Origin of the sequence: Actomonas spartinae (genome assembly GCF_051209155.1) — a bacterium.
In the GTDB taxonomy this organism is placed as follows: Bacteria; Verrucomicrobiota; Verrucomicrobiia; order Opitutales; family Opitutaceae; genus Actomonas.
This window is the reverse complement of record NZ_JBPJGB010000002.1, coordinates 614,747-640,506: the sequence shown is the minus strand read 5'-3', so window position 1 is coordinate 640,506 and position 25,760 is coordinate 614,747. Positions and strand designations below refer to the sequence as shown.

Below are 25,760 nucleotides of genomic sequence, written 5' to 3'. Positions count from 1 at the left end.
GACGCGACAAGGCTAAACCGACCGAACATTCAGGACTTGTGGCTAACCACAAGTTCGGTCGAACTCCCGAAGTTGTTCGGCCATGGCCACCGAGCGCTCAACGCCTTACGCCATGGACTTATTCCTTAAAATTCTCGGAGGCATCGCCCTGATCGTCTTGGCGATGGTAACTCTCGTCGCGCTGTGGGTAGTCTGGAAATGGAAGTTGCTCAAAGCCGCAATCAGTAACGACAGGGGGACCCCCTCGACCGTGAAACTTGTGCCGCTGGAAACTTGCGAATGGACCCAAAAGCCCCGCGCGCAACACGCCAACGCGGCGTTGATCGAAGCGGGATTTCAACCAGGCCGGTGTTACGAGGTCACACCGATATCCGGTGTCAGTGTGCAGGCTTTCTACCATCCTGAGCTCCGCCTTTCCGCCTGTCTTTATGACCACCCCTTCGCGGGTATCGTCCTTGACGTCTGCGCGACTTTCGAAGCCGACAAGGACCTCACAGTCTCCAACTCCCCATACGGACGGGAGATCGAGACGCGACCTGCAACGGAGAAGATTTTTCTTCCCAAAGCGGATCCGAGAACGGTGATCGAACGCGCCATCGAGCTAACCTCTGGTCATCCGCTCGTTGCTTCATCCTTGGAGACCTTTGCCTCCGAATTTGAGGAGGAATATAAGAAGGACATGGCATGGCGTTCGATGCGCGGTGGCATCACAGAGGAAGAGCTGCGGCGCGTTGCGGCCAATTCTGGAATCCGTGTTTCGGAGGCCATCATGCAAGAGTCGTTTCACACGAGCAAACTTGCGGAGATCGAGCAATGGGAGGCTGAATGCATCGAGTCGCTGCAACAGGAATCGGACATTTCTCTGCGGCAATGGAAACGATTCGAAGACAATGTTTTCATTTTTCGCACCGCTTTTGCACCCGTTGCCTTCGCCCGCTACTTGGCCGCAAAATTTGGTCTCGATGACGAGCAGGTGGCTGCATTCGAAGCCGAGGCGAAAGCCGGAAACCCGGTCGACTTAACCGAGCTGCTGCACCGCCTCAGTGCGATCCACCGAGTCGAATTGACGGAACTGGGCTGCGTCTCCGCGCCGATCCGAGCCACGGTGTTTGGATTTGAACGACCAGATGTGGCGGATTCGGCGATCCATGACTGACGCTCCATGCCCACACAAGACTTGCGGCGATGTCATGTCCCTCAGGCCCTCGGTATCCTCCACCGCAGCCTGCCGCCCACCACTGCATTGACCCACAAAACCATCCCCAGCGTCGGTCAATTTGCCTTTCTGTAGTTCGTCGCAATCGCGCCAACCACATCCGCGCGTTGACACCGCCGGCTTGCTGGCCTGAGGTTCGCACGTGCGCCGCGGGGCGCCAGCGGGTCCGCGCGAAGGACTGAGTCCACCCCTTTCTCCTCATCGACTGCACGTCATCCGACCGTGCTGGCCAGGCTGCGGACCACCGGCCTCAAGCATGGATCCAAACATGACCACTCAGTCAGCCGCGCTCCCCGAGCGCCCGCATCTCGGCCAACTCAAACAACAGGCCAAGGAACTCCTCCGCGCCGCCCGCGCGTCCGACGACGCCGCTCAGGCTCGCTTCCGCCAACTCCCGGCCTTCGCCGATCTCGACGCCGCGGCGCTCGCCACCCGCCGCATCGCCCTGCACGACGCCCAGTCCGTCATCGCCCGCGAGCACGGCTTCACCTCCTGGAACGCCCTGCGCGAACACGTCGAGGATCGCACCCTCGCTTTCGACGCGGCCGTCAACGCCTTCGTCGAAGCCGCCACCGACGGCCGCCGCGATCGCGCCCTGCGCCTGCTGGCGCTGCATCCCGGCATCGCCCACGCCGGCCTCGCCCCCTCGCTCGTGCTCGGTGATATCGACGCGGCCACGCAACTCCTCGACCCGGAGTCGGCTACCCGACCGACCGGCGCCCGCGACTGGTTGCCGCTGCACTACCTCTGCCACACCTGTCTCGCCGCCACCGATCCGCGACGGGCGGAGGGCATCGTCACCCTCGCCCGTCGCCTGCTTGAGCTGGGCGCCGATCCGCACACCCGTTTCCCGTGGGAACACCACGGCGTGAAACGCGGCGTGCTCTGGGGCGCGATCTGCACCACGCGACTGCTGCCCTTGGCCGAAGTGCTGCTCGACGCCGGCGCCGACCCGAACGACGGCGTCACTCTCACCCTCGCGGCGATGAGCGGCGACACCGCCGCGCTCGATCTCTTGCATCGCCACGGGGCGACGGTCGACACGCCGTGGGCGACGGACGGCTCCGCTCCGCTCTACGCCCAGTTGCAGTGGACCGGCACCACCGCCGGCACTCGCTGGCTGCTCGAACACGACGCCGATCCCAATCAACTCAACGGCGAACAACAGGAAACCGTCGCCCACCTCGCCGCGCGCCGCTCGGGTCCGGAGGTCTTCGAATTGCTCGCGACGCATGGCGCCGATTTCCAACGCGCCCGCCGCGACGGACGCACGCCCTACGCGCTCGCCTGCCTCAACGGCAACACCGCCGCCGCCGACTGGTTGCGCGCGCACGACGCCGAGTCCGATCTCGCCACGATCGACCGCTTCACCGCCGTGGCCGCACAAGGTGATCGCGAGACCGCCCGCACGCTGGCCGACAACCATCCCGGTCTGCTTGACCAGCTCACCGCCGAACACACCCGCGTGCTTTTCCAGCTCGCGGAAAACGGCGACGGCGACGGCCTCGCCGCCATGCTCGAATGCGGCTTCGACGCGAGTCCGGTTGATCCCGCCGACGGCCGCACGCCTTTGCACGCCGCCGCCTACGCTGGCAAACCCGCCACCGTGCGCGTGTTGATAGAACACGGCGCATCCCTCACCGCGCTCGATCGCGAGTTCAAAGCCCAAGCTCTGATCTGGGCCGCCGAAGGCTGCCGCACCTACGCGAACGATCCGACCGAGCGCGACCACCGCGCCGTCGCGCAATTATTGCTTGCCGCCGGCTCACCCACCGCCTGGGAAAGCAACGGCGAGCCGCCCCAGCCCATCATGGAGATTCTGGAAGATTGGCTCGAAGCGCCGCGCTGAGCCGTCAAGCGACACGCCGCCTGCCTCGCTTGCAAGCGGGGCGGGCGAGCGTGGCCGCATCAATAATCAGGCCGCGGTCGAGGAAGAACTCTGGCCGTTGCTGCAGACAATGAGCGCGTGGATCGCACCCGGCAGCCACATGAGCAACGTGAGCAGCAGGTTGATGACAAAGTCTTTGCCGAGGCCGCGAGTTACCGCGACGCCGACCGGCGGCAGGATGACACAGAGCAGAACAGTGAGCAGGGGCATATCAGGTTCATAAACCCGATTCACGGGATTTGGTGCCCGCAAAATCAAGATGCCCCAGCTCAATACTCGCTGCGCTTGCCCGGCCCGCGCGGGGTGAAGAGCGATTGCGAGATGAAGCCGAGGCCCAAAGCCGCGCCGAGGGTGCGCACGTTGCGCAACGCGCCGAGCACGTGATTGACCGGCGCCGATCGCGGCTCCTCGACCTTGCGCAGGAGGAACAGCACCCCGAGCGCGAAGAGCGGCATCGTCGCGAAGAACGCGTGGTAGGTCTGCAACTCCGTCCAGCCGTGCGCCATGAGCGCCTCCAGCAATTGTCCGGTCACAATCGGCGCGATCGCGGTGCCGACCGAACCGGCCGCGATGTTCAGTCCGACCGCGAGCGCCTTGCACTCCGGCGGCACGAGCTTCATCAGCAGGTTGAGCTGCCCCACCACGATGCCAGCGTTGACCGCGCCGGTGAAGGCCCAGACCACGTAGAGCAGCCACTGCGTGTCCTTCGTCACGATCGACCACGGCAACCCGATCAGCGCCCACAAGCCGACCGCATTGAACAAGACCGGACGCGCGCCGTAGCGATCGAGCAGCTTCCCCCACGCCGGCAGCGCGAGTGCACCGAAGAGCAGCGACAAGGCCAAGGGCAACGAGGCCAGGCCGGCGTTGTCCGTCAGCACCCGCAGCATGAAGACCGGCTGGAACGCGCCGTAGCCGTTCAACACCGCCATCCACGCCGCCACAAAAAACACCGACCGCAGGTAGCGCTTGTTGCCGCGCAACGCTGCCCATTGCGCCTGCCACGGCACGCGCTCCGCCGCCACCGGATCGCCGCGGGCCGGCGTGTTGCCCGCCACGATCGCCGAGATCGCGCGAGTCCAGCAGGCGAATAGGATGAGGCCGGCGATGACCGGCAGCTCTGGCCTCATCAACGCCCAGCCGGCCAAGAGCAGAAACGCAAAGTTGGAGACCTGCGCGAGGCGATTGCGCTTCGCAAAGTAGGCGCCCCGCACGCGCGCCGGCACCCAGGACTGCATGTAGGCCGTCCACGCCACACCCATCACCGCCGCCACCATGCCGGCACCGCCGACGAAGCCAACCGACAGCGGCACCGCGTGCGCCAGCGACCACTCCGGCGCGATCAGCAGCGTGCTGGCAAAACAACCCCAGATGATGATGTGCAGCCAAATCGCCGTGATGAAGATCTGCCGCATCGCGAACCAGCGACTCAGCACCGGCGTCACGAAGAGCTGCAGCATGTTGCACCAAAATGGCAGCGAAACCACGAGGCCGTAGGCGCCCGGTTCGAGTTGCAGTCCCGACGCCAGCAGCGCCGCCAGGACCAAGTTGGCCGGCTGCCCGGTGTAAACGAGCGGCATGGCCAGCACCGCCTCGAAGGAGCTCATCTTCAGACTGCGCCGAATGATGGCCCGCTGACGGGCAGGATGTCCCTGCGGAAGATCAAAAACGGAGGCGGACACGCTCGGGACAGCTGTCTTCGGCGCTACTTCCGAACGCGTTTAGCCTTTTTTGTCGGCGGCTTCCACTCGGCGGTCACGCGGGAGCTGAAACCGCCGCGCGCCTTCCAATCGGCCACGATCACCAGCGAGCGCGGCTTGAGCGCCGCGCCGAGGTCGTCGCAGATTTGGTTGGTCGCCGCCTCGAAGAAGATGCCCTCGTTGCGGTAAGCGTGGAAGTAGAGCTTGAGCGACTTGAGTTCGACGCAGGTCTTGTTGGCCACGTAACGCACCGTGATATGGGCAAAATCCGGGTGCCCCGTCATCGGGCACAGCGAGGTGAACTCGTGGTGGGTATGCTCAATCAGAAAATCCCGCTTCGGCGCGGGATTGGGAAAGGTCTCAAGAATCTTTGGATCGGCCATGATGGAGGCGCCCACGGAACACACGGAAGACACGGATGGAAATCCAAATCAGCCGGTATCAAACCCGCTGGCGCTTCCGTGTTTTCCGTGTGGTCCGTGGGCCAAACCTAGGTGGCCGTCTCCGTAAAGCGGCTCTCGCGGATCACGGTCACGCGGATCGTGCTCGGATATTGCAGCTCTTCTTCGATGCGCTGGCGCAGCTTTTTGGCGATCTCGCTGGCCTCGTCGTCGCTCACCACATTCGGGTTCACCACCACACGCACTTCGCGTCCGGCTTGGATGGCAAAAGCCTGCCGCACGCCATCAATCGAACGTGCCAACTTTTCCAGTCGATCCAGCCGCTGAATGTAACTTTGCATCGACTCGGCCCGCGCGCCCGGACGCACCGCCGACACGGTGTCGGCCAGGATCACCAGCCCTGCATAAATTGACTCCGGCGGCACTTCTTCGTGATGGGCGGCGATCGCGTTGACCACCGTCGCCGTCTCGCCGTGACGCTTCACAAACTCCGCGCCGATCGCGGCGTGGCTGCCCTCGTAATCGCCCTCGATGCCCTTGCCGATATCGTGCAGCAGACCCGCTCGCTTCGCGACCTGTGGATCGAGCCCAAGCTCACTGGCGAGCATCGAACAGAGCTGGCCGACCTCGATTGAGTGATCGAGCGCATTCTGCGTATAGGAAAAACGATACTTCAGGCGGCCGAGCAGTTTGATGACCTCCGGGTGCAGCCCATTGATCGAAAGCTGGGCCACGGCGTCCTCACCGGCCTGCTCGACCTTGAGGTCGATTTCCTCACGGGCTTGGTTCACAAACTCCTCAATATTGGCCGGATGGATACGGCCATCCTTAACCAGGGCCTCCAAAGCCACGCGGGCGACTTCACGACGCACCGGGTCGAACGAGGAGATGAGCACCATCTGCGGCGACTCGTCGATGAGCAGGGTGACGCCGGTGGAGGCTTCGAAGGACTTAATGTTCCGTCCTTCGCGTCCGATGATGCGGCCCTTCATGTCCTCGCTCGGCAACTGCACGATGGTGGCGGTGAGGTCGTTGTTGGGCTGGGAGGAGAGGCGCTGCATCGCCGCGATCAGAATGCGGCGTGCCTCGTTTTTCACGTCCTGCTCGGAGCGTTCCAGGATCTGCCGACGCAGCGCACGCAACTCGTCCTGACACTCGATCTGCACCTCGTCCCGCAAGGCTTGTTGAATCTCTGCGGCGTCCATCTGCGCCACGCCTTCGAGGCGCTTGCGCAGCGATTTCGATTGGGCGCGAATCGCGTCGCGGGCCTGCTTGATCGCGGCGGCCTCGCGCTGCAGGCGCTCGCCCTTCTGCTCCAACTCAAAGTCCAGCGCGCCCAGGGACTCTTCATGGGAACGAATCTCGCGCAGCCGCACGTCGATCTCGATATCGCGCCGGTCAAACTCGCGGTTGAGCGCAGTGCGTCGGGTGGCCAGGTCCTTTTCGGCGGCTTGTTTGATTTCCTCCGCGGCCACGGCGGCCTCGCGACGCGCCACCGCCAGCACTTGGTCGGCCTGTTCCCGCGCCTGCCGCAGGGTGTTGCGCGACAGCATCCAGACCACAAAGAAGCCTGCGCCCAGGCCCAACACCAGCGCAGCCGCGAGCGACCAGTTTACTGGGTCACCCTCGGCGATCAACAGAGCGAAGTCGGCGACACTGGTTGATTCCAAGAGGCTGCGCAGCGTGCGGGCCCCCGGTTAAAGTTCAATCACGGAGTTGCCGCTCGCCCGTCGCAGGGACGAGTCGCGGTAAAAGCTGCCCCACGACCTCGTTCATCCGGGCCCGCGCGTCGGCTTCGGACTCGCCGCTCAACTGCACCGTCTGCGCCACCACGTAGGCCCAGCGATCGGGCCGCAACCGCAGTCGATTGAGCGCCGTGTGCCACAGCCGTTCCGCCGTCGTCGTGGTCACGCGGTCCTGCCCCACAAACCAATACGCAAACAGCGCCGGCACCTGCGTGAGCGTGCCGTCCCGGCGCGGCACCTCCCGCTGCAAGTGCAACAAAGCCGCCGGCACCGCGGTGTCCTGCGCTCCCTCAAACCGGGCCTCCTCCCGCGCCCCAATCGTCCACCCCTGCCCCACCAGACAGATCTCCGGCCGATGGATCGAGGTGCGGTCCTGTCCGCTCAGCACGATCGAAATCAGCACCTGCTGGTTGCGGTCCTCGATCGCCACATAGAGCCGGCGCGAATAACCCGTGTCCGGCGGCAACATCTCGCGTTCGACGGCCGTGACTTCGGTTTCCCGACCGATCCAATCCGTGCCCAAAAACACCGGCAACGGCGCCGGGTTCAGCCCATCCTCCGCCAGCGGAATCCCCGCCACCGCCCGCACCTCCCAAGATTCCACGCGCGTGACCAAGCCCACCGTCCCCACCACCGCCAACGCCACCACGCCCACCGCCCGCCAGACCCTCGCAGACCATTTGTCACGTCCTACGTGACAAACCTCAGCCGCGTCCAACTCCGCTGGTGCAGGGGTAGGTGACCTGGGTTCCCGCTTCGCCAGCCACGTGCTCGCCGCCAACACCCCGCCGAGCACGATCACGAAGACCAGGAAGCCGGCCCAGTCGTGCAGCACCTCGCCGGCACGCTGCCCAAACCACTCGCCCGCAAACACGATCGCGGCGATCCGCACCACGTTGCCCACAAAGGTCAGCGGGAACGCCAACAAAAACACCGCCCCGCGTCGCCACCATGCGTGCACCCACAGGTAGCCGATCAACGCCGAAAGGGCCAACAAGGCCAACAACGAGCGCACCCCGGAACACGCCGCGGCCACATCGTATTGGTAACTCCCGTCCGGCGAAAACAACTGCGTGCCGTTGCGCACCACTTCGATGCCGACGGTCCGCGCAATCACCTCCGTCGAGGCGATCACACCCAAGCGCAGGTGAAACCCCACCGCATCCAAAACCCCGAGCGGAATTGCGAACAACAGCAGGCCCAGCGGAAACACCGTCGCCCGCCCCCAGCGCGCGCCGCCGCCGAGTCGCATCACGCCCCACGCAAACAGCAGCACCGCCACAATCGAGATGCGCGTCTGCTGCACCACGAAGCCCAGGGCATGCAGAGCCAAGGCCCCCACCATCGCCACCACCCCCGGCCACAGTTTCCCCACCTCTGACATCTCACATCCTACATCCGACATGTTCAGATTCCGCCACCCCAACCATACCGCCAGCCCGACCAACAGCGGCCCGTGTTCCGCCTCGCTACCCGGGTTGAACCACTGCCAGCCCCACCACCAAAACACCGACCGCGTATCGATGTAACCCCGCACCGCGTTGCCCCAGAACTGAAACACCCCGAAACCGAGCAACGCGCACACCGCCGCCGCCGCCCACGGCGATCGCACGATTCCAGACTGGTTTGGCGCAGCGTCTCGGTTCAAGTTGGCGGGCAGTGTTCCGAGAGCTGCGCCACATTCCAAGCCCGCGATGAAGCTGCTGATCCTCGCGCAGACTCCCCCGCCGATTCACGGCCAGAGCCTCATGGTGCAGACCCTGCTCGACGCCCTGCCCCGGACCACGCCCGAGATCGAACTCCACCACGCCAACCTGCCGCTCTCCCGCAGCCACGCCGATATTGGCGCATGGCGCCTCGGCAAACTCCTGCCCCTGTTCGCCGCCGTCTGGCAGGTCTGGCGCACGACCCTACGCCACGGGCGCATGACGCTCTACTACGTGCCCGCCCCGGGCAAACGCAGTGCGCTCTACCGCGATCTCATCGTCATGTTCCTGTGCCGCCCGCTCGCCAGCCGCCTCGTGCTGCACTGGCACGCCACCGGTCTCGGCCACTGGCTGCAACATCACGCCCGCCCCTTCGAACGCGCCCTCGTCCGGCGCGCCCTCGGCCGCGCCGACCTTTCCATCGTCCTCGGCGAGGCGCTGCGCGCCGACGTTGCCTGCCTCCATCCGCTGCGCACCGTCGTGGTGCGTAACGGCATCACCGACCCCTGCCCGCAATGGCATCGCCGCACCGCGCCGCGCCGCGGTCCCCTGCATGCCGTTTTCGTGGGCAACTGCACCCGCGCCAAAGGCGTGCTCGCCGCGCTTTCCGGCGTGGTCGAAGCCCACCGGCGCAGCCCTGGCAGCGTGCGCCTCACCGTCGCCGGCAACTTCACCGACGACGCCACTGAACGCGCTTTCCGCGCCGTCATCGCGCGCACCGGCGTGCCGGTCGACCATGTCGGTTTCGTCACCGCCGAGAGCAAACACCACCTCTACACCGGCGCCGACGTCCTGCTCTTTCCCACCCGCTACGACGCCGAGGCCCATCCGCTCGTCATCCTCGAAGCCCTCGCCTACGATCTGCCGCTCATCGTCACCGACTGGCACGCCGTGGCCGAAGGCCTGCCCGCCGAGCACGTGCACATCATTCCGGCACGCGAGCGCTCCGCCAAGGCCATCGCCGACGCCCTTGAAACGGTCGCGGCGACCCCGCGTCCCGACGGCGCCCTGCGCACGTATTTTCTCAACCACTACACCGAGGACCGCTTCGCCACCGCCGTGGCCGACGCGCTGCGCTAGGCGGGTCACCGCCACAACACTGCAGGGCAGACTCGCGTCACCAACCCGAGGGGCAACAGGTCAAACCAGCGCCGCGGCCCCCGCCCCGAGGGCGATCGTGAAATCCGGGGCAGTCCGGCGATGCGATGACCAAACGCGGCAAAATCCCGATCATAGTTCTCGGGGCGATGTCCCCGGGCGATTGCCACCGCCCGCCGGCGCACTGCATTCGCCTCCGCCAGCGGCACCGCCATCCAAGCCGCCACCGCCTGCGCTGCCGCGACCGGATCGCCCACCGCATACTGACACCTCGCGTCCAGCCCCGGCAGGTAGTCCCGCACCAGACTACCACCAATCGCCGGGTAGATCGGCAACGCGCCGCCGGCCATCGCTTCCAGCATCACAATGGGACCGCCCTCATGGTCGGTAAACGAGACGGCCGCATCCCAGGTCTGCAGCCGTGCCCAGTAGGCGTCGCGCTCTTGCCAGCCCAAAAACTGAACGCCGGCATCCCCGCTCAATTGCTCCTGCAACCAAGGGCGCAGCGGTCCGTCACTCACCACCTCGATCACACACGACAAACCCCGTGCCCGTAGCTCCCGGACAAACGGCACCAGCCGCTCCCAGCGCTTTTGCGGACCGACCAGACGCCCCGCGCAGCCGATCACCCATTCCGATCGTGCGGCCCGCTCCACCTGCAATCCCGTCGGAATCTCCAAGGGCACCCTCAATACCTGTGTGCGCTCCGCCGACCAATCCGGCAACAAACGCGCCACATCCGCCGCCGCCGCCTTGCTCATGCAAACCACCCCGTCCAACCACGGGCGCACCCGCTGCAGCCACGGGCCAAAGTGCTCCACGCTGTCCCACAGACAAACGATGCGGCGCGCCGACCCGTCCGCATCGGCAAACCACGGTAAACCCCAGCCGTTATGCCAAAGTGTCAATGCGCCCGGCCGACGCGCACCTTCCCTCGCCATCGCCCGACGCATTGCGCCAACCCGCCAGCGCCCATGGAAACGCATCGGCTCATAGTCGGGACCCGGCTCACCCACGAAGGGCGCTCGATCGAAGAGGGCCACCTGCGTGGCGGCAAATCCCCCCGCCGCGTCCGCCACCGCGTGCCGCGCCAACAAGGTCTCAACTCCACCGATGCTGCGCACCCACGCGGCGATGTGCGTCAAGGGCACCGGTGCTTGCAAGGTCGCCCGCTCCGCCTCCAATTTTGCCGCCGCTTGAGTCACCGCCGCGATGCAATGCGCGTCGCCCTCCGGCGCAAGCCCCGTCTCTTGTATCCATCGTTTCGGCACACCCGACCATGCCTCCCGCCCGCCCCCGCATTCTGCAGTGCATCTCCCGCTTCGGATTGGGCGGAGCCGAGCAGGTGGCGGTGAACCTGGCGACCCACTTCGCCAACGAGTTCGACTGCGCGGTGCATGCCGTGCGCGGCACACGGCCGCGCGATGACAGCGGCCGCATCCTGCTCGACCGCCTCGGCCGCGCCCATGTGCCGGTCACCGGCGGATTCCCGGTCGGCCTGCGCCTCGGCGGCGCCCTGACCAGCGGACTGCAACTGGCCCGCGTCCTCCGCCGCTTTGATCCCGACATCGTGCAGCTCCACACCGAGATTCCGGAGGCCGCCGCTGCCGCTGCCATCGGGCTGCGCCTCGGTGGCCGGTCGCGCGCTTGGATTCGCACCGCCCACAGCCCGGTGTTTTGGATTTTCGCGCCGCCGCTCGCCCATTGGTGCGATCGCCGCCTGGTCCAGGCCGGCGTGCATGAAATCGCCGTGTCCCACAGCGCGGCCGCCGCCGTAGGCGATCTGCACCGGCGCGCAAACATCGCACCGCTGCCCGCAGCACCCCGCATCATTCCCAACGGCGTCGCCTTGCCTGAAGCGACCAACAGGCGGCAACCCGATCCGTCGGTGCGACGTTTGCTCATGGGGGGGCGCTGGACTCGCCAAAAGGGCACCGACCTCCTGCCTGCGATCCTGCGCGCCACCCGTTTGCCATCCGGCGTGCGGGCTGAACTCGATCTGTTCGGCAGCGGCGAACACGCGGCGCAATTGCAGGCGCTCGCCACGACCCCACCGGAAGGCTGGACCATTCGCCTGCACCCGCCCAAAGCACACTTTTCCCAGCGCCTCCGCGACGCCGACCTCCTGCTGCTGCCCTCCCGTTTTGAAGGTCTGCCGCTGGTCGCGCTCGAAGCCATCGGCGCCGGCGTCCCGGTGCTCACCACCGACGCCCCGGGTTGCGATGAGGTGCTGCCCTCGAGCCATCGCTACCGCGCCCCGGCTGAAGACGTGGCCGGTTTCGCCGCGGTCCTGTCAAAAGCCCTGGCCGAGCCGGAGCTCTGGCGGCAGGTCGCGGCCCACGCCCGCGCCTTTGCGGCGGAACGCTTCAGCTTGCACGCCATGTTCGGCGGCTATCGCGCGGTGTATCAGGAAATCTTGGACAGGCCGAAACCCTGATTGCGCCGCCCAACCTCGCGCTCCATGACAACGCCCGTGCCTTCGTCCGCCGCCAAGCCCCTCGCCAACACCTTGTGGATCGTGGGCGGTCGTATCGCCGGCATGCTGGTGACGATCGTGGTCATCGGCGCGGTCGCCCGCCACCTTGGCCCGGATGCCTTCGGCCACTTCAACGCGGTGCTCGCGATCATGGCGATCGCCGCGCCGTGGGCCACCCTCAGTCTGGACGCGGTGGTGGTGCGGGAACTGGTGCGTCAACCCGACCGGGCCGGCGCCATCCTCGGCACGGCCTGCGCGCTGCGCGTCGGCGGCGGACTGACCGCGATCGGTGGCGTGGTGGCGGTCGGTTGGTGGACCCTGCCGGAGGAATGGCCGCTGCTCGTCGTGGCCAGCGCGTCGCTCGTCTTTCAATCGGCGGCGGTGGTCGACCTCTGGTTCCAACGTCACCTGCAGTCGCGCCGCTCGGTCATCGCCCGCACCGTCGTGATCTATCTGGGGGCGGCGGTGAAACTGCTGCTGGTGGTGCTGAATGCGCCGCTCAGCGCGTTTGTCGGCACCATCGTTTTGGAAGCGGTGCTCTACGCACTCGGCTTTGTCATCGCCTACCGAGGCGCACCGCAACGCAGCACGCGGTGGAGTTTCGACGGCGCGATCGCGCGGGCGCTGCTCCGCGCCGGGCTGCCGCTCGCCTTGGCCGGACTGGTCGCCGGGATCGGCGGTCGTTATGATCAGGTGCTGGTGGCGGTCGAACTCTCCGATCACGCCGCCGGCCTCTATCTCGCCGCCAACCGCTTCACCGAGTTCGCGCTCTTTGCCGGGGCCGCGCTGGTGACCAGTTTGTTTCCCGGACTTACTGCGGCGCGGGACGACGTGGCGCGGTTTCAATCGAACCTGCGCAATCTCTTTGAAGCGCTGGGCGCGCTCGGTTGGGTGTCGGCGATCGGCTTCACCTTGGTCGCCCCTTGGTTGGTGAGCGGCGTGCTCGGTCCACAATACGCCGGCGCGGCGCCCGCATTGATCGCACGGGGCTGGGTGGGTCTGCTGCTCCTGAGTGCAACCGCGCGTTGGCACGCGGCCCTGCTCGTCGCCCACTCGGGCTGGAACCTGGCCGCCGCCTTGGTGACCGTCGCGGTGCAGGTCGCGCTCGCGCCGTGGTGCCTGCAGCAATGGGGTATGCTCGGCGCGGCCTACGCCGTGGGTGCCGGCGCGCTCGTTGGCGGCGTGCTCACTTCTTGGATACTGCCGCCGCTGCGACCGTTGGCGCGCGCCCAATGGAACGGTTTGGTCATCATCGTGCGCCCTGCCCGCTGGCGAGAACTGGCGCGCTCACTCTTGCAGTGACGCCAACACCCGCGCGGCGACGGCCGGAATCGTGTGGGTCGTCAGCACGTGCCGCCGACCCGTCTCGGCCATCGCGCTCAAACGCTCCGGCGCGGTGAGCGTGTCCTGCACCACGCTCACCAGATCAGAGGCGTCGGCAGCGTAGAACCACGCGTCGCGCCCATGCTCCAGCCATTCACAACGCGGCTCAGGCGGACGGGAGATGAGCGGCACCGACCCGACCATCAAGGCCTCGAAATGCCGCCAACATTGGTGGCCGTGCCCGGCGGGTGAAAGCGTCAGTCGCGCCTGACTCATGCGCGTGAGATAGTCCGCGAAAGGCAGGCGCTCGGTGGCGACGTCGACGCGGATGCCCGCAGCACGCAAGGCCTCGACCTGAGCCAGGGCGGCCCGGCGCTCGGGGCTCACCAGCGCTGCCGCATAAAAGACATCGTGGCGCTTGGGCTGATCGCCGAAGGCCGCGTAGGCCGCCGGCGCCAAGGCCATGGGCAACGGCCTCACCCGAGTGCCGAACGCCGCGGCATCGGCGGGCGTGAGATTGACCTTAAAATGCCGCGCGTGGGGGGGATAAAGCCGCAGCGTGTCGGCGCTCACTCTCGGATGATCCACCCCATCGAGCACCGCGATCGGGCGGCGGGAAAGTCCAGCCAGGCGAGCGATCCAGCGCGGCACGACCTCGCTGCGCGCGGCGCCGCCCAGCGCTTGGCGAGCACCCCGTTTGGCCGCCCCCGCGTCATGCTGCCAATCGACATGGATCGCCGGCAGCACGAGCGCATCAAACTCGCGGCGCAACAATCCCCACCCCACGCGCGCCCATGACACCGAGGGTGTCGTCGGCGCCGGACCGGGTCGCAGCGGCGTGCCGGTCGCACGAAACACGGTGCGCTCCGGCCATGCCGCGGCGATCAACGGGTCGCGCCCGACCTCCAGCACCCGCCGAAACGGGCACGTCACATCCCATGCGGTTTTCCCTTCCGCTGTAGCCGGGGGCGGTGACCCCGGAGCGGTCAGCGCGGGTCCGGGGTCACCGCCCCCGGCTACAGAGTTACCCGCTACAACCCCGGCGCGACCACTCGCACTCGCGGGTTGCTCCGGGCCGGCCGACGGCTCCACGATGCGGTTCGCTCCTTCGGCACCTTCGCAACGGGATCTGGCTGCAGGCTCCGGCATGCGGACGCACGGTGGGCGAGCTCACATCGATGGTAAAGGCTCCAAATTTCTTCATCGTCGGCGCGCCGAAGTGCGGCACGAGTTTCCTGCACTACCGGCTGGCCGCCCACCCGGAGGTGTTCATGCACCCGCAGTTGAAGGAGCCTCATCATTTCGCGACCGACCTGCATGGTGATCCCGCGGTGGTGGATCACCTGCAATGGGTTCCGGACCGCGCCGCCTACCTCGCGCTGTTCGCCGGCGCCACGGAGCACGTTCGCCGGATCGGCGAAGCGTCGGTCTTTTATCTGATGTCATCCGTCGCCGCAGCCGCGATCGCCCGCTTCAATCCGACCGCGAAGATCGTGATCATGCTGCGCAATCCGGCCGACCTGCTGGAGTCCTTGCACGCGCAGAGCCTCTATTCCTGCCTGGAAACCGAAGCCGATTTCGGCCGCGCCTACCTGCGGGATCGCGAAGCCGCGACGACGGCCGCCCCGCGCCCTGAGCGCATGTTTTTTCGCTACCCTACGGTGGTCGACTTCGGCACCCAACTGGCGCGCTTCACCCAGCACTTCGCCCCCGATCAACTGCATGTGATCGTTCAGGAAGAGATGCGGGCAGACACGCGGGGGACCTTTCGCCGCGTGCTGGAGTTCCTGGCTATCGACCCGGAGTTCACGCCCGACTTCACCGCCGAAAACGAACGCAAAGAGGCACGCTCGCAGATCCTGCAACGCCTTACGCACAACGCCCCACTGGGGCTGCGGCGCACCTTGCGTCGCCTGACTTCGCCTGCCCTCCGCATCGGCCTCAAGGCGTGGATCGCGCGGCTCAACTCGCGGCCGATCCCGCGCACCCCCCTCGCCCCGGAGCTGCGCGAAACCATCCTGCACGACGCACGGCCCGCCATCGATGCGGTCGAAGCGTATCTCGGTCGCAACTTGCCCGCCTGGCGCCATTGACCCGCCGCGCGGCGCGCGCACCATCCTGCCTCGACCCACCGACTCCTTCACCGACCGCCCGATGTTGTATCAAATCGCACCCCTGTGGCGTGACCGCCTCTTCGCCGGCGGCGGGGTGCTGCTGGCGGTGATCTGCGGGTTCTTCACCGCCCGGGGCGGTTTTCTGATTCCCACCCTGGTCATCGCGGCCTCGCTGGCGGTGATCGTTTCGATGGTGCGCACGACCGTGTTCCAAGCCTGCGTGATCGGGTCGTTGGTGGTAGGTTACGTGGTGGGCAATCGCGGCTTCGCCCAGTTTTCCCTCGTGCCGGGCTTGCCGCTGCTGCCGGGCGAATCCGCCATCATGGTGCTGGCCAGCTTGCAGATCATTCGCCGGGCGGTCTCCGCCGACGCGGCGCGCGCGCGCATCAGCCCGATGGACGTCATCGTGTTCCTGTGGATCGTGATCGGCGGCGTGCGTTTTCTCTTCGATTTCCGCACCTACGGCTTCAACGCCCTGCGCGACTTCGCGACGGTTTATTACGCGGTGTTCTTCTTCCTGGCGCAAAACGTCGCCCGCCAATCGCCGAGCTTCGGCCAGCGCTTGATCGGCGTCGTGCGGATTTCAGCCGTCGTCATGCTCGTCACCCATCGGCTGTGGCAGCTCTTCCCGGAGGTGTTCTTCAACGTGCTGCAGGTCGGCGGTATTCCGCTGATCTTCTACAAGGCGGATCTGGTTGGTATCTATCTGGCGATCGGTGCCCTGCTGCAATACCTGCGCTTCGAGGAGCGGGGTGGCTGGTGGCGCTGGGTGGTGATCGGCGCCATGTGTTTCGAGATTCTGGGCACCGACAACCGCGCCGCCATGTTGGCCCTCGCCATGGGTGGCACCTGGCTCGTGGTCGGCGGTCGGTGGCGGCTGACCTTTGTGACGGTTTTCACCGTCATCCTTGGTGTGGTCGGCACGCTGTGGATCGCCCGCACCAACAACACGCCTTGGGAGGACACACCCTTGCGGGGCTTTTACGAGAAGGTCGTCTCGGTGGTCGATCCGACCGGTCAAGGACACTACCGTGGCGAGGACACCTTCAACAAAGGCGACAACAACCGCTACCGCCTCGTGTGGTGGTCGCTCCTCACGCGGGAAACGCTGGAGAAGAACCCGGTGGCCGGCCTCGGCTTCGGTTACGACCTCGCCCGCACCTTCATGCAGACCTACTACGGCGACAACTCCGGCGACTACGCGGTGCGCAGCCCCCACTCGATCGTCGTCACGATCTTCGCGCGCATGGGTTTTGTCGGACTGTTGCCCTTCCTGCTGCTCATCGCGTTGTGCGCCCGCAAAACCTGGCGGGCGCTCAACACCCCCGATTCGCCGGCCGTCGGCCTCTGGATCGCGGCGTGGGTGATTTTTGTGAGCGCCTGCTTCGGCGTGGTGCTGGAAGGCCCGATGGGCGCGGTCGTGTTCTGGCTGCTGCTCGGTGCCGCCAACGGGCAGACCGCGCCGCCCGAAACGACCACCCCAGCGACCGAAGCCGGCCCGGTCGAGGACCGACCCCTTGTCACGTAATACGTGACAAGTGGAATATCCCGGTCGCCGCACGCGACTCTTGCGCTTCGCCCGGCCGTCGCGACACATTGACCCGACCCATGGCCGTCAATTTGCGAGCTCCCATCGAAATGTTCAGCGTGATCAAGCTGACGACCCGGGAGCGTTGGGACATCGGGACGCCGCTGATCATCGCCACCTTGAGCATGATCGGCATGGCCTTCATCTACAGCGCCCAGTTCTCCACAACCGAGGCGGATTGGGTGAAACAGGCCGTCTGGCTGGGGGCGGGTCTGTTTGTCTACGTGGGGGTTTCGCTCGTCGACTACCGGTTTTGGTTAAGCGTAATTCATTGGTTATACGCACTTAGCCTCATTTGCCTGGTTTTGGTGCTCATCCCTGGGATCGGCACCTCCGCCTACGGAGCCCAGCGCTGGATCCGGATCGGCCCGCTGGGATTTCAGCCCTCCGACCTGGCCAAAATCGCGGTTTTGTTCGTCGCGGCGACGATTCTCATGCGCGAGAAGGTCGGTGGCGTGTTCCAGTCGCTGGGCGTGCTGGGGAAGTTGGCGCTTGCCGTGGGAATTCCCATCTTCCTTATCCTGCTCCAACCCGACCTCAAATCGGTTATCGTCCTGCCCCCCATGGTCTTCTCAATGCTCTACGTTTCCCGTCTCTCGACGCGGTTCTTCGTGGGCGCGCTGGCGGCCTTTCTTTTGGTGGTGGGACTCGTGGCGGTCGATTGCGTCCGCTACGTCAAGTTCATGGAGGAGAACAACTACTCGTTCGTGCGCGATCGTGGGAAGTATGACCCGCACGGCATCCTGCCGCTGCACGACTACCAGCGCAATCGCATCATCTCTTTCACCAACCCCGACAAAATCGACCCGATGGGCATCAGCTGGAATCAACGCCAGTCGCTCATCTCCGTCGGGAGCGGCGGCCTGCTCGGCAAGGGCTGGACGCAGGGCACCCAGGCCCAGCTCGGCTACCTGCCGCGCGCCGTCGCACACAACGACTTCATCTTCTCGGTCATCGCCGAGGAGAAAGGACTTTTGGGAAGCCTCACGGTTCTCAGCTTGTTTGGTTTAATGTTGTTTAATGGCATTCGCATCGCCGGCCTCGCCCGGGATCGCTTCGGCACTCTGCTCGCCCTCGGCGTCACAGTGCTCTTCGCCGTGCACGTGTTTGTGAACATCGCCATGACCATCGGGCTGGTGCCCATTACGGGCATACCACTTCCCTTCATTAGCTACGGTGGTTCCTTCATGCTCAGTTGCTGTTTGCTGCAAGGACTCGTCCAGAGCGTCTATCGCTTCAGAAAGGACTTCACGTGAAACTGAACCTTTCCGCCGATATCGCACGCCGGACCGGGCACCCTCGCGCCGCAACCCTCGCGGAACGGGCCACCGTCCAACCCAAGGACAAAACCCACCATGAGCGATCAGCATTCCTCCGGCTCCGGCGGCCCATCCGCCGATCCGGCCTCCCAGTATGACGAAGAACTGGCCAATCCCCCGGCCCAGCGCAAAGCCGAAGCCCTCGACCGCAAGGGCCTGAAGAAAGGCGCCCAGGACCGCGCCAAGCAGCGCCCGCTGCTCCAAAAAATCGTCGCCGCCTTCCAGAAGGAGAAATCCTCCTTCCGCGAACTCATCATCAACGCCGAGCCGCTCGAAAAGCGGGTTGCCCTGCTCGTCGACGGCGTGCTCGAGAAATACGAAATCGAGCGCGAGTCCGACAACCGCATGGTCGGCGGCATCTACAAGGGCCGCATCAAGAACCTCGACCCGGGCCTCAAGGCCGCCTTCGTCGACATCGGCTACAACAAGAACGCCTTCCTGCACTACTGGGACATGCTCCCCGCCGCGGCCGACTCCTCCGTCGAGGTCGTGCGCGTGAACAGCAAAAAGAAGAAGCAAAAGTCCGGCAACGAGCCCACCGTTAAGGACATTCCCAAGCTCTACCCGGCCGGCTCCGAGATCGTCATCCAGGTGACCAAGGGCCCCATCGGCACCAAGGGCCCCCGCACCACCACCAACCTTTCCCTGCCCGGTCGCTACCTCGTGCTCATGCCGTTCTCCGACCAGTGCGGCATCTCCCGCAAGATCGAGGACAACAAGGAGCGCCAGCGGCTCAAGCGCCTCGTCAACGAGCTCACCATCCCCGAGGGCATGGGCGTCATCGTGCGCACCGCCGGCGAAGGCAAGAAAGCCCGCTACTTCGTCCGCGACCTCCACCTCCTCCTCAAAACCTGGGCCCAGATCCAGGCCCGCGAGAAAAGCGAACGCTCCCCCGCCTGCCTTTACCAGGAGCCCGACATCGTCGAACGCACCGTGCGCGACTTCCTCACCGAGGAGGTCGACCGCGTCCTCGTCGACAACACCGAGGACCACGCCCGCGCCCAGGCCGCCGTCGCCCAGATTTCCACCCGCTCCAAGGGCAAGATCGCCCTCTACAAGGACAACATTCCGATCTTCGAGCGCTTCAACATCGAGCGCCAGATCGAGCAAACCGCCCTGCGCAAAGTCGGCCTGCCCTCCGGCGGTGAGATCATCATCGACGAGACCGAGGCCCTCATCGCCGTCGACGTGAACACCGGCTCGCACAAGAACCGCGGCGGCGACGAGAAGAACGTCATCTACGCGGTCAACCTCGAGGCCGCCGCCGAAATCGCCCGCCAGATCCGCCTGCGCAACCTCGGCGGACTCATCATCATCGATTTCATCGACATGAAGGAGCGGCGCCACCGCAACGCCGTCTACGAGAAGATGTGCGAACTCATGGCCCAGGACCGCGCCAAGACCCACATCCTGCCCATCTCCCAGCTCGGCATCATGCAGATGACCCGCCAGCGCCAGCAGGAGTCCTTGTCGTCCAACCTCTACACCGACTGCCCCTACTGCCGCGGCCGCGGCATCGTGAAGTCGGCCACCACGATCTCGGTCGAGCTGCAACGCCGTCTCTCCTCCATCGTGCGCCGCCTCACCACCAAGGGCGGCCAGGACGAATACGCCCTGCGCGTGCTGGTCCACCCGTCGATCCTCGAACGCCTCCGCAACGAGGACGCCGAGCTGCTCGTCCGCATGGAGCGCGACTTCGGCGTCAAGTTGGCCTTCCGCGCCGACCTCAGCTACCACGTCGAGAACTTCAAGATCATCAACGCCATCACCGGCGAAGAGTATCGCTGAGGCTCGTTCAGGTCCCCGTTTTCACCCCAAGGCGCGCCCATCCGGCGCGCCTTTGTTTTGCCCGCCATCCACGCCCTCGCTAGTTGCTTGGTCCACCATGATACCCCGTCGTCTCCTCGCCCTTGCTCTGCTCCTCTGTTTGGCGGCCGGCTCCGCCCTGTCGACGCCCGCCAAACCCCGAGTTCTCGTCCTCACCGACATGGGCGCCGACCCCGACGATCAGCAGTCCCTCGTGCGCCTGCTGCTCTACGCCAACCAACTCGACATCGAGGGCCTCGTCGCCACCACCTCCTGTTGGCAACGCGATCGCATCCGCCCCGATTTCATCACGGCCGCCCTCGACGCCTACGATACGGTCCAGCCCAACCTCAACCTGCACGAACCAGGTTTCCCCCCGGCCGATGATCTGCGCGCCGTAGTGAAACGTGGTCTGCCCGTCTATGGCATGCAGGGCGTTGGCGAGGGCCACGACTCGGAAGGTTCCGACTGGATCCTTGAGATGCTCGCCCGCGACGACAAGCGACCCTTGTGGGTAACCATTTGGGGCGGCGCCAACACCTTGGCCCAAGCCCTGTTCAAACTCCACGCCACTCAACCCGCCGCCGAGGCCGCCCGGCTCATCGCCAAACTTCGCGTCTACACGATCTCTGATCAGGACGACAGCGGGGCCTGGATGCGCCGCACCTTCCCCGCCCTGCACTACATCGCCACCCCCGGCGACGATTACGAACGATCCACTTGGGTGGGGATCGTCAACACCCACAAAGGCATCGACAACACCACCGTGTCCAACGCCTGGCTCGCCGCGAATATCCAACAGGGGCACGGACCGCTCGGCGCCGCCTACCCCGACATCGCCTGGGGCATGGAGGGCGACACACCGTCCTTCCTCGGCCTCATTCCCAACGGCCTCAACGCTCCTGAACATCCCGATTGGGGCGGCTGGGGCGGCCGCTACGCCCTCGCCATTCCCGACACCTCCACCTTTGCCGATGGCAGTTCCATCGTGGTCGCCGAAACCGAGACCCGGCCGTTCTGGACCGATACGTCCGACACCTACACCCCGTATCTGCCCAGCACCTACAAGCGGCCCGTTCACCGCAGCGACCGCAGCTTCACCGGCAACCAGGTGACCCTCTGGCGCTGGCGCGGCGATTTTCAGAACGACTTCGCCGCCCGCATGGACTGGTGCACCCAATCCTACGCCGGGGCCAATCACCCGCCGGTGGCACACCTCAACCATCCCGACCGACTCACGGTGAAATCCGGCGCCGGCGTCACCCTCGACGCCGATGGCAGCAGCGATCCCGACGGCGACAGCATCAGCTACCTCTGGTTTCACTATCCCGAGGCCGGCACCTACCCAGGTGTCATCACCACCGGCGGCGCCGAGAACGTCGACCGCTACCAGTTCAACGCCCCGACCGTGACCGAACCGGTCACCGCCCACTTCATCCTGCGGGTCACCGACAAAGGCACGCCGCAACTTTCACGCTACCGCCGCATCATCGTGACGATCACGCCGTGACCTCACCCACCGCCGGCCCTCGTCCGCGCACGACCCTATTTTCGCTGGCTTTCCGCAGGCAGAAACGCATCGCCCCCAATCACTGGGGGCCCGGCGCGAAACCGTCTTCGGACGAACCATCAATGTGGTAGCGACCCGTGCGGGTGGTGCCCTCGCGCGTGTTGTAGAGTTCAATGACACGCAATAACTCGGCGAGACTGACCAAGCCGTCCCGATCAGAATCAGCCGAATGGAATTCGCCCAGCGTCGTAGGCTCACCTGCGCCGCTGGTCGAATCAGGAGCGAAGCCGTCCTCGCTCGACCCATCGAGGCGGTAGCGTCCGGTGCGGGTGGTGCCGAAGCGCGTGTTGTAGAGTTCGATGACGCGGAGCAGCTCCGGGAGGTTGAGTGCGAAGTCGCCGTCGATATCCGCACTGTGCTGGGTTGCCTGGGGCTCAAGCTGTAGCGGGTCAGGACGCACCATCGCGTCGATCGCGTTGCCATTCACGGTCAGATTCGCCATCGCGGTGAAGCTCACCGAGCCGCTCGCGTTGCCCGGGGCCGTGGTGGTGTAGGTAAAGCTGAGCGGACTGGTCGACACGGTTGTCCAGTTCCACTCAAACAAGTCGGTGTCGCCAGCCGTGGGGCGCGTGGCGGCGGAGGTGTCCCCCGCACTCGACTCAAAGCTCCAATCCTGCGACTCGATCGGCGGCGGTGGCAGCACGCTCCAGGTCAGCTGCGAAACACTCAAGCCGTCGCCAACCCGCACCGTGTTGGTGATCTCAACCGCCGCGCCGGGCACGTATCCACTGCTCACCGCCGCGTGCGACAGCTCGACATCCAGCACGGTGAGCTGCGCGCTCTGCACCGGTGCGGCGCCGGCCGCGTTGGAAACCTCGACCGCATAGGTGCCGGCATCGGCCAACGTGAGATCCGTGAGTTCCAGCGTCGCCGCGGTGGCGTCCGGCAGGCTGGCGCCGTCCTTGGTCCATGAATACATCAGGGTGCCGGAACCCACCGCGCTGACGGTGAAGGTCGCCCGCTGGCCGAGGATGGTCGTGCGAGCACTCGGTCCACTTAGAATTGCCGGCGCGGCGGTGCCGACCGCCAGCAAGCGCGTCGTCGAAACCGGCAGGTGGTTGGCGGTGTCGGTCGGGGTAAACTGGGCGGTGAGCGTGTGCTCGCCGGTCGCAAGGGTGGTGCCGGCCGGAGGATCGAAGACGAAGGTGCCGTCGACATCGGCCGTCGCCGCGAGATTGGCGGCAGTAAGCGGGTCACCGTCATTGATCGGGCCACCCGCGTCCCAGGTGATCACGGGCGTGCGCTTGGCCACGACGAGCGTGCCGCTGGCGGATCCGATGTAGGAATCGTCGATCACGGTGGCGACCACCGCGTAGGAGCCCGCGTCGGTGGGCGCCGTGGTCGCCCCATCATAGGTGACCTCGACGATCAGCCCGGTCGGCTCGGTTGTGGCCGTGACCACCCGCGGTTCGCCGGTATAGGTGGTTTCCAAACCTGACAGCACGACCGTGGCCTGCGGGCGCACCGTGAGGTTGAACGCGCCACTGGTGGCATCACCCAACGCGTTGCTCACGCGGCACGTGTAGGTCCCCGCGTCGGCCGGCGTGACCGCACCGAAGGTGAGCGTGGCTGTCGCGGCGGACGCGTTGCCGGTGATGGCTACACCGTCCTTGAACCACTGATACGCCAGCGGATCGGTGCCGGTGGCCGTGACGGCAAAGCTCACCGCTGCGCCCTCATCGACGGTTTCATCCGTCGTCGAAGAGGTGATCTCCGGCGCGGTCAGGATCTCGGCTTCGAGCAGGATTTCATCGATCGTCAGGCGAAAGGGCACGATGCCCGGCGAACCGCCGCCGAAGTTCCAACCGGTGATCTGGGTGAAGTCGAACCCACTGGTCCAGCCGGTGAGAGTAAGGTGCACCGTGGTGAGCTGCCCCACCGCAAACTGGGAGGTGGCGATCGAAAACACGGACGTGTTGAGATTGGTATCCTCAAACTGGATCGCCACCGAAGAGGCCACGTTGCCGCTGTCGCGTTGGGCCGTGACGGTGAGCACGTTCATGCCGGTGGCATCCAGGTTGACAGCCGGCGCAAACCAACCGTTCTCGTCGAGCGCGTCCCCGCCGACAGTGATCGAGCCGGCGTTTTGAGTCACGTTCCCGTCCCAAGTGCTCCCGGGGACGACGGAGCCGGTGGACGCGCCGGCATCAAAGGTTTCCACGACGATGGTCTGCGCCGACGTCGAGCCGACGAGCAAGAAAGTCAGCCCCAGCACAACAAACCATTTGGCCAAGCGGTGGATCACGGGGTGGAAGCGTCGGGGTTATTGAGGCGCTCGTCGACCATCGGATCACGCTGGCGACGGCGACGGATCGCGGCGGCGACGAGCGCCACCAGTCCCACCATGGCCGCAACGGTCGCCGGCTCCGGCACGGCCGACGGAGTGATGAAACCGGACGCATCGATCTGGCCGATCGCGTTGCCGTAACCCACGAATCGGAACTGGCCGAGGTTGGCGGAGTGGATGCCCGAGCTGGATGTCCCGAAACGCAGCGTATTCACCGCAGGGTCGAAGTTGCTGATGCTCAGCGTGCCCGTCCACAGCGACCCAGCGATGCTGGTGAGGGTCAGTCCGCCGCCGCTGCCGCCAAAATCGATCGCGGAGTCGGCGCTCACCGCAAATGACGAGAGGGTCAGGCTGTGCTGGTTGAGGTCGAGGGTGCCGCCAGCGAGGACGAGTGAGCTGGAGGCAGCGAGCGCGTTATCAATGTCCAACTGCAGAATGCCGCCCTCGATCGTGGTCGTGCCGCTGTAAGTGCTCTGCCCGGTCAACGCGAAGGTGCCGGTGCCCTGCTTCTTGAACTGCGCCAGGTCCTGCGCGGCACTCAGGCTGCCCCAGTTGGGCGAGTTGACGGTGAGACTCCAACCACCACCGTCGATGCCGTTCCCGAAACTGATCTCGCCGTCGTCGGTGGTCGTGAAGGTCGCGTCGGCCTCGAGTTGAACTTCGTCGTTGAAGCTTTGATCGCCAGTCGTGGTGACGGCGCCTCCACCGACAACCGTGGAGCCACCTGCGTCGGTGGTGAGACTGGCCAAAGGGGTCGTTGCCCCGACGGCGCCATCGAGGGTGGTCTCGCCCGACGTGTTGAGGGTGAGATCATGAGCGCCGTCGATGGTGTTGTTAAAGGTGATCGCAGTGCCGGTGTTGTTGGCCCCGCCGGTGTTGCCCAGGACGGTCGCGCCCGTGAGCGACTGGGCCGTGGTGTAGACCTGATCGCCGGCGGTGATGATTGTGCCGCCTTCGAGCGCGCGCAGGTCGGCGGCGAGCTCGAGCTGAGCAAAGGTCATACGAAAAGCGGTGATGCCCGTCGCCCCACCACCCAGACTCCAATCGGTGATCTGGCTGGGATCGAAGCCGCTGCCCCAATCGGAGAGCGGAATCTGCACCCACGTGAGCGCACCTTCGGCAAACGCATCGCTGCCGACCGAGAACGCCCCCGCATCCTGGGTGAGGTTGATGTCGTTGAATTGGACCACGACCGAGGGACTGGCGTTGCCGGCATCGCGTTGCGCCAGAATCTGCAGGTAACTCTGGCCACTGGCATCGAGGCTGAGGCCGGTGGCCACCCAACCGTTCACGTCGGTCGCGCCGCTGCCCACTTGGATGCTGGTGGAGAGTTGCGTGACGGCGGAGGTCCAGGTGGTGCCGCTCGCCGGCGCACCCGTCGCCGACCCATCGTCAAAGCTGTCCAACACCACGGTCTGCGCCACCGTTGCGGTGGCGAACAGGCTGGTGACAATCCCGCAGCGAACCGTGCGGAAGCCACCTTGTCGCCGAAGCAAAGTGTGAAGATGCCCGCCCATACGCGC

General features: G+C 65.7%; 19 protein-coding genes. 10 read left to right on the top strand and 9 right to left on the bottom strand.

Features of this window, described 5'->3' with window-relative positions:
- Positions 1–82 precede the first annotated feature (82 nt).
- Positions 83–1,156 (top strand): hypothetical protein, encoded by a 1,074-nt coding sequence (locus AC0MRV_RS10530; protein WP_472764425.1) that lies wholly within the window; start codon positions 83–85, stop codon positions 1,154–1,156.
- 328 nt (positions 1,157–1,484) lie between these two features.
- A complete protein-coding gene (locus AC0MRV_RS10525) occupies positions 1,485–3,065 on the top strand; it encodes an ankyrin repeat domain-containing protein (RefSeq protein WP_472764424.1) in 1,581 nt (526 codons plus the stop codon).
- 66 nt (positions 3,066–3,131) lie between these two features.
- Here AC0MRV_RS10525 and AC0MRV_RS10520 read toward each other — a convergent pair whose 3' ends face one another.
- The 5 genes from AC0MRV_RS10520 to AC0MRV_RS10500 form a co-directional block, all read right to left on the bottom strand.
- On the bottom strand, positions 3,132–3,314 hold the full coding sequence (locus AC0MRV_RS10520) for a YqaE/Pmp3 family membrane protein (protein WP_472764423.1): 183 nt from the start codon (positions 3,312–3,314) through the stop codon (positions 3,132–3,134).
- Positions 3,315–3,373: 59 nt separating this feature from the next.
- Entirely contained in the window at positions 3,374–4,786 is a 1,413-nt protein-coding gene (locus AC0MRV_RS10515; protein ID WP_472764422.1) for an MFS transporter, read from the bottom strand.
- Between the two features lie 23 nt (positions 4,787–4,809).
- Positions 4,810–5,220: a preQ(1) synthase gene (gene queF / locus AC0MRV_RS10510; protein WP_472764421.1), complete on the bottom strand. Its 411-nt coding sequence runs from the start codon at positions 5,218–5,220 to the stop codon at positions 4,810–4,812.
- 74 nt (positions 5,221–5,294) lie between these two features.
- Positions 5,295–6,875: a ribonuclease Y gene (gene rny, locus AC0MRV_RS10505; protein WP_472764420.1), complete on the bottom strand. Its 1,581-nt coding sequence runs from the start codon at positions 6,873–6,875 to the stop codon at positions 5,295–5,297.
- A gap of 34 nt (positions 6,876–6,909) precedes the next feature.
- The gene (locus tag AC0MRV_RS10500; protein ID WP_472764419.1) at positions 6,910–8,562 is read right to left on the bottom strand and encodes an exosortase C-terminal domain/associated protein EpsI; all 1,653 of its coding nucleotides are present in this window, start codon (positions 8,560–8,562) and stop codon (positions 6,910–6,912) included.
- Between the two features lie 82 nt (positions 8,563–8,644).
- On the opposite strand from AC0MRV_RS10500, the gene AC0MRV_RS10495 reads away from it, so the two are divergent.
- The gene (locus tag AC0MRV_RS10495; RefSeq protein ID WP_472764418.1) at positions 8,645–9,736 is read left to right on the top strand and encodes a glycosyltransferase family 4 protein; all 1,092 of its coding nucleotides are present in this window, start codon (positions 8,645–8,647) and stop codon (positions 9,734–9,736) included.
- 5 nt (positions 9,737–9,741) lie between these two features.
- Here the strand turns inward: AC0MRV_RS10495 and AC0MRV_RS10490 are convergent, their stop codons facing one another.
- The gene (locus AC0MRV_RS10490; RefSeq protein ID WP_472764417.1) at positions 9,742–10,899 is read right to left on the bottom strand and encodes a glycosyltransferase; all 1,158 of its coding nucleotides are present in this window, start codon (positions 10,897–10,899) and stop codon (positions 9,742–9,744) included.
- 134 nt (positions 10,900–11,033) lie between these two features.
- On the opposite strand from AC0MRV_RS10490, the gene AC0MRV_RS10485 reads away from it, so the two are divergent.
- Both AC0MRV_RS10485 and AC0MRV_RS10480 read left to right on the top strand, forming a co-directional pair.
- Positions 11,034–12,191, top strand: coding sequence for a glycosyltransferase family 4 protein (locus AC0MRV_RS10485; protein ID WP_472764416.1), 1,158 nt, complete (start codon positions 11,034–11,036; stop codon positions 12,189–12,191).
- A 36-nt stretch (positions 12,192–12,227) separates the two neighbouring features.
- Positions 12,228–13,532, top strand: a complete 1,305-nt coding sequence (locus AC0MRV_RS10480; RefSeq protein WP_472764415.1) for a flippase — start codon at positions 12,228–12,230, stop codon at positions 13,530–13,532.
- Here the strand turns inward: AC0MRV_RS10480 and AC0MRV_RS10475 are convergent.
- Positions 13,518–14,486 carry a glycosyltransferase gene (locus AC0MRV_RS10475; protein WP_472764414.1) on the bottom strand — a complete coding sequence of 323 codons (969 nt, stop codon included), beginning with the start codon at positions 14,484–14,486 and terminating at the stop codon, positions 13,518–13,520. The genes AC0MRV_RS10480 and AC0MRV_RS10475 overlap by 15 nt on opposite strands.
- 245 nt (positions 14,487–14,731) lie before the next feature.
- On the opposite strand from AC0MRV_RS10475, the gene AC0MRV_RS10470 reads away from it, so the two are divergent.
- The 5 genes from AC0MRV_RS10470 (at position 14,732) to AC0MRV_RS10450 (ending at position 21,890) form a co-directional block, all read left to right on the top strand.
- Positions 14,732–15,646 (top strand): sulfotransferase family protein, encoded by a 915-nt coding sequence (locus AC0MRV_RS10470; protein ID WP_472764413.1) that lies wholly within the window; start codon positions 14,732–14,734, stop codon positions 15,644–15,646.
- Between the two features lie 61 nt (positions 15,647–15,707).
- Complete coding sequence (locus AC0MRV_RS10465) at positions 15,708–17,195, top strand: O-antigen ligase family protein (RefSeq protein WP_472764412.1); 1,488 nt, start codon at positions 15,708–15,710, stop codon at positions 17,193–17,195.
- 80 nt (positions 17,196–17,275) lie between these two features.
- Positions 17,276–18,511: a rod shape-determining protein RodA gene (gene rodA / locus AC0MRV_RS10460; RefSeq protein WP_472764411.1), complete on the top strand. Its 1,236-nt coding sequence runs from the start codon at positions 17,276–17,278 to the stop codon at positions 18,509–18,511.
- 99 nt (positions 18,512–18,610) lie between these two features.
- Positions 18,611–20,362, top strand: coding sequence for an Rne/Rng family ribonuclease (locus AC0MRV_RS10455; protein ID WP_472764410.1), 1,752 nt, complete (start codon positions 18,611–18,613; stop codon positions 20,360–20,362).
- 97 nt (positions 20,363–20,459) lie between these two features.
- Positions 20,460–21,890, top strand: coding sequence for a DUF1593 domain-containing protein (locus AC0MRV_RS10450; RefSeq protein WP_472764409.1), 1,431 nt, complete (start codon positions 20,460–20,462; stop codon positions 21,888–21,890).
- Positions 21,891–21,969: 79 nt separating this feature from the next.
- Here AC0MRV_RS10450 and AC0MRV_RS10445 read toward each other — a convergent pair whose 3' ends face one another.
- Together AC0MRV_RS10445 and AC0MRV_RS10440 are read right to left on the bottom strand one after the other, a co-directional pair.
- Positions 21,970–24,195, bottom strand: coding sequence for an MBG domain-containing protein (locus AC0MRV_RS10445; protein WP_472764408.1), 2,226 nt, complete (start codon positions 24,193–24,195; stop codon positions 21,970–21,972).
- On the bottom strand, positions 24,192–25,733 hold the full coding sequence (locus AC0MRV_RS10440) for an autotransporter-associated beta strand repeat-containing protein (protein WP_472764407.1): 1,542 nt from the start codon (positions 25,731–25,733) through the stop codon (positions 24,192–24,194). Before AC0MRV_RS10440 ends, AC0MRV_RS10445 begins: the two co-directional genes overlap by 4 nt.
- Between the last annotated feature and the right edge of the window lie 27 nt (positions 25,734–25,760).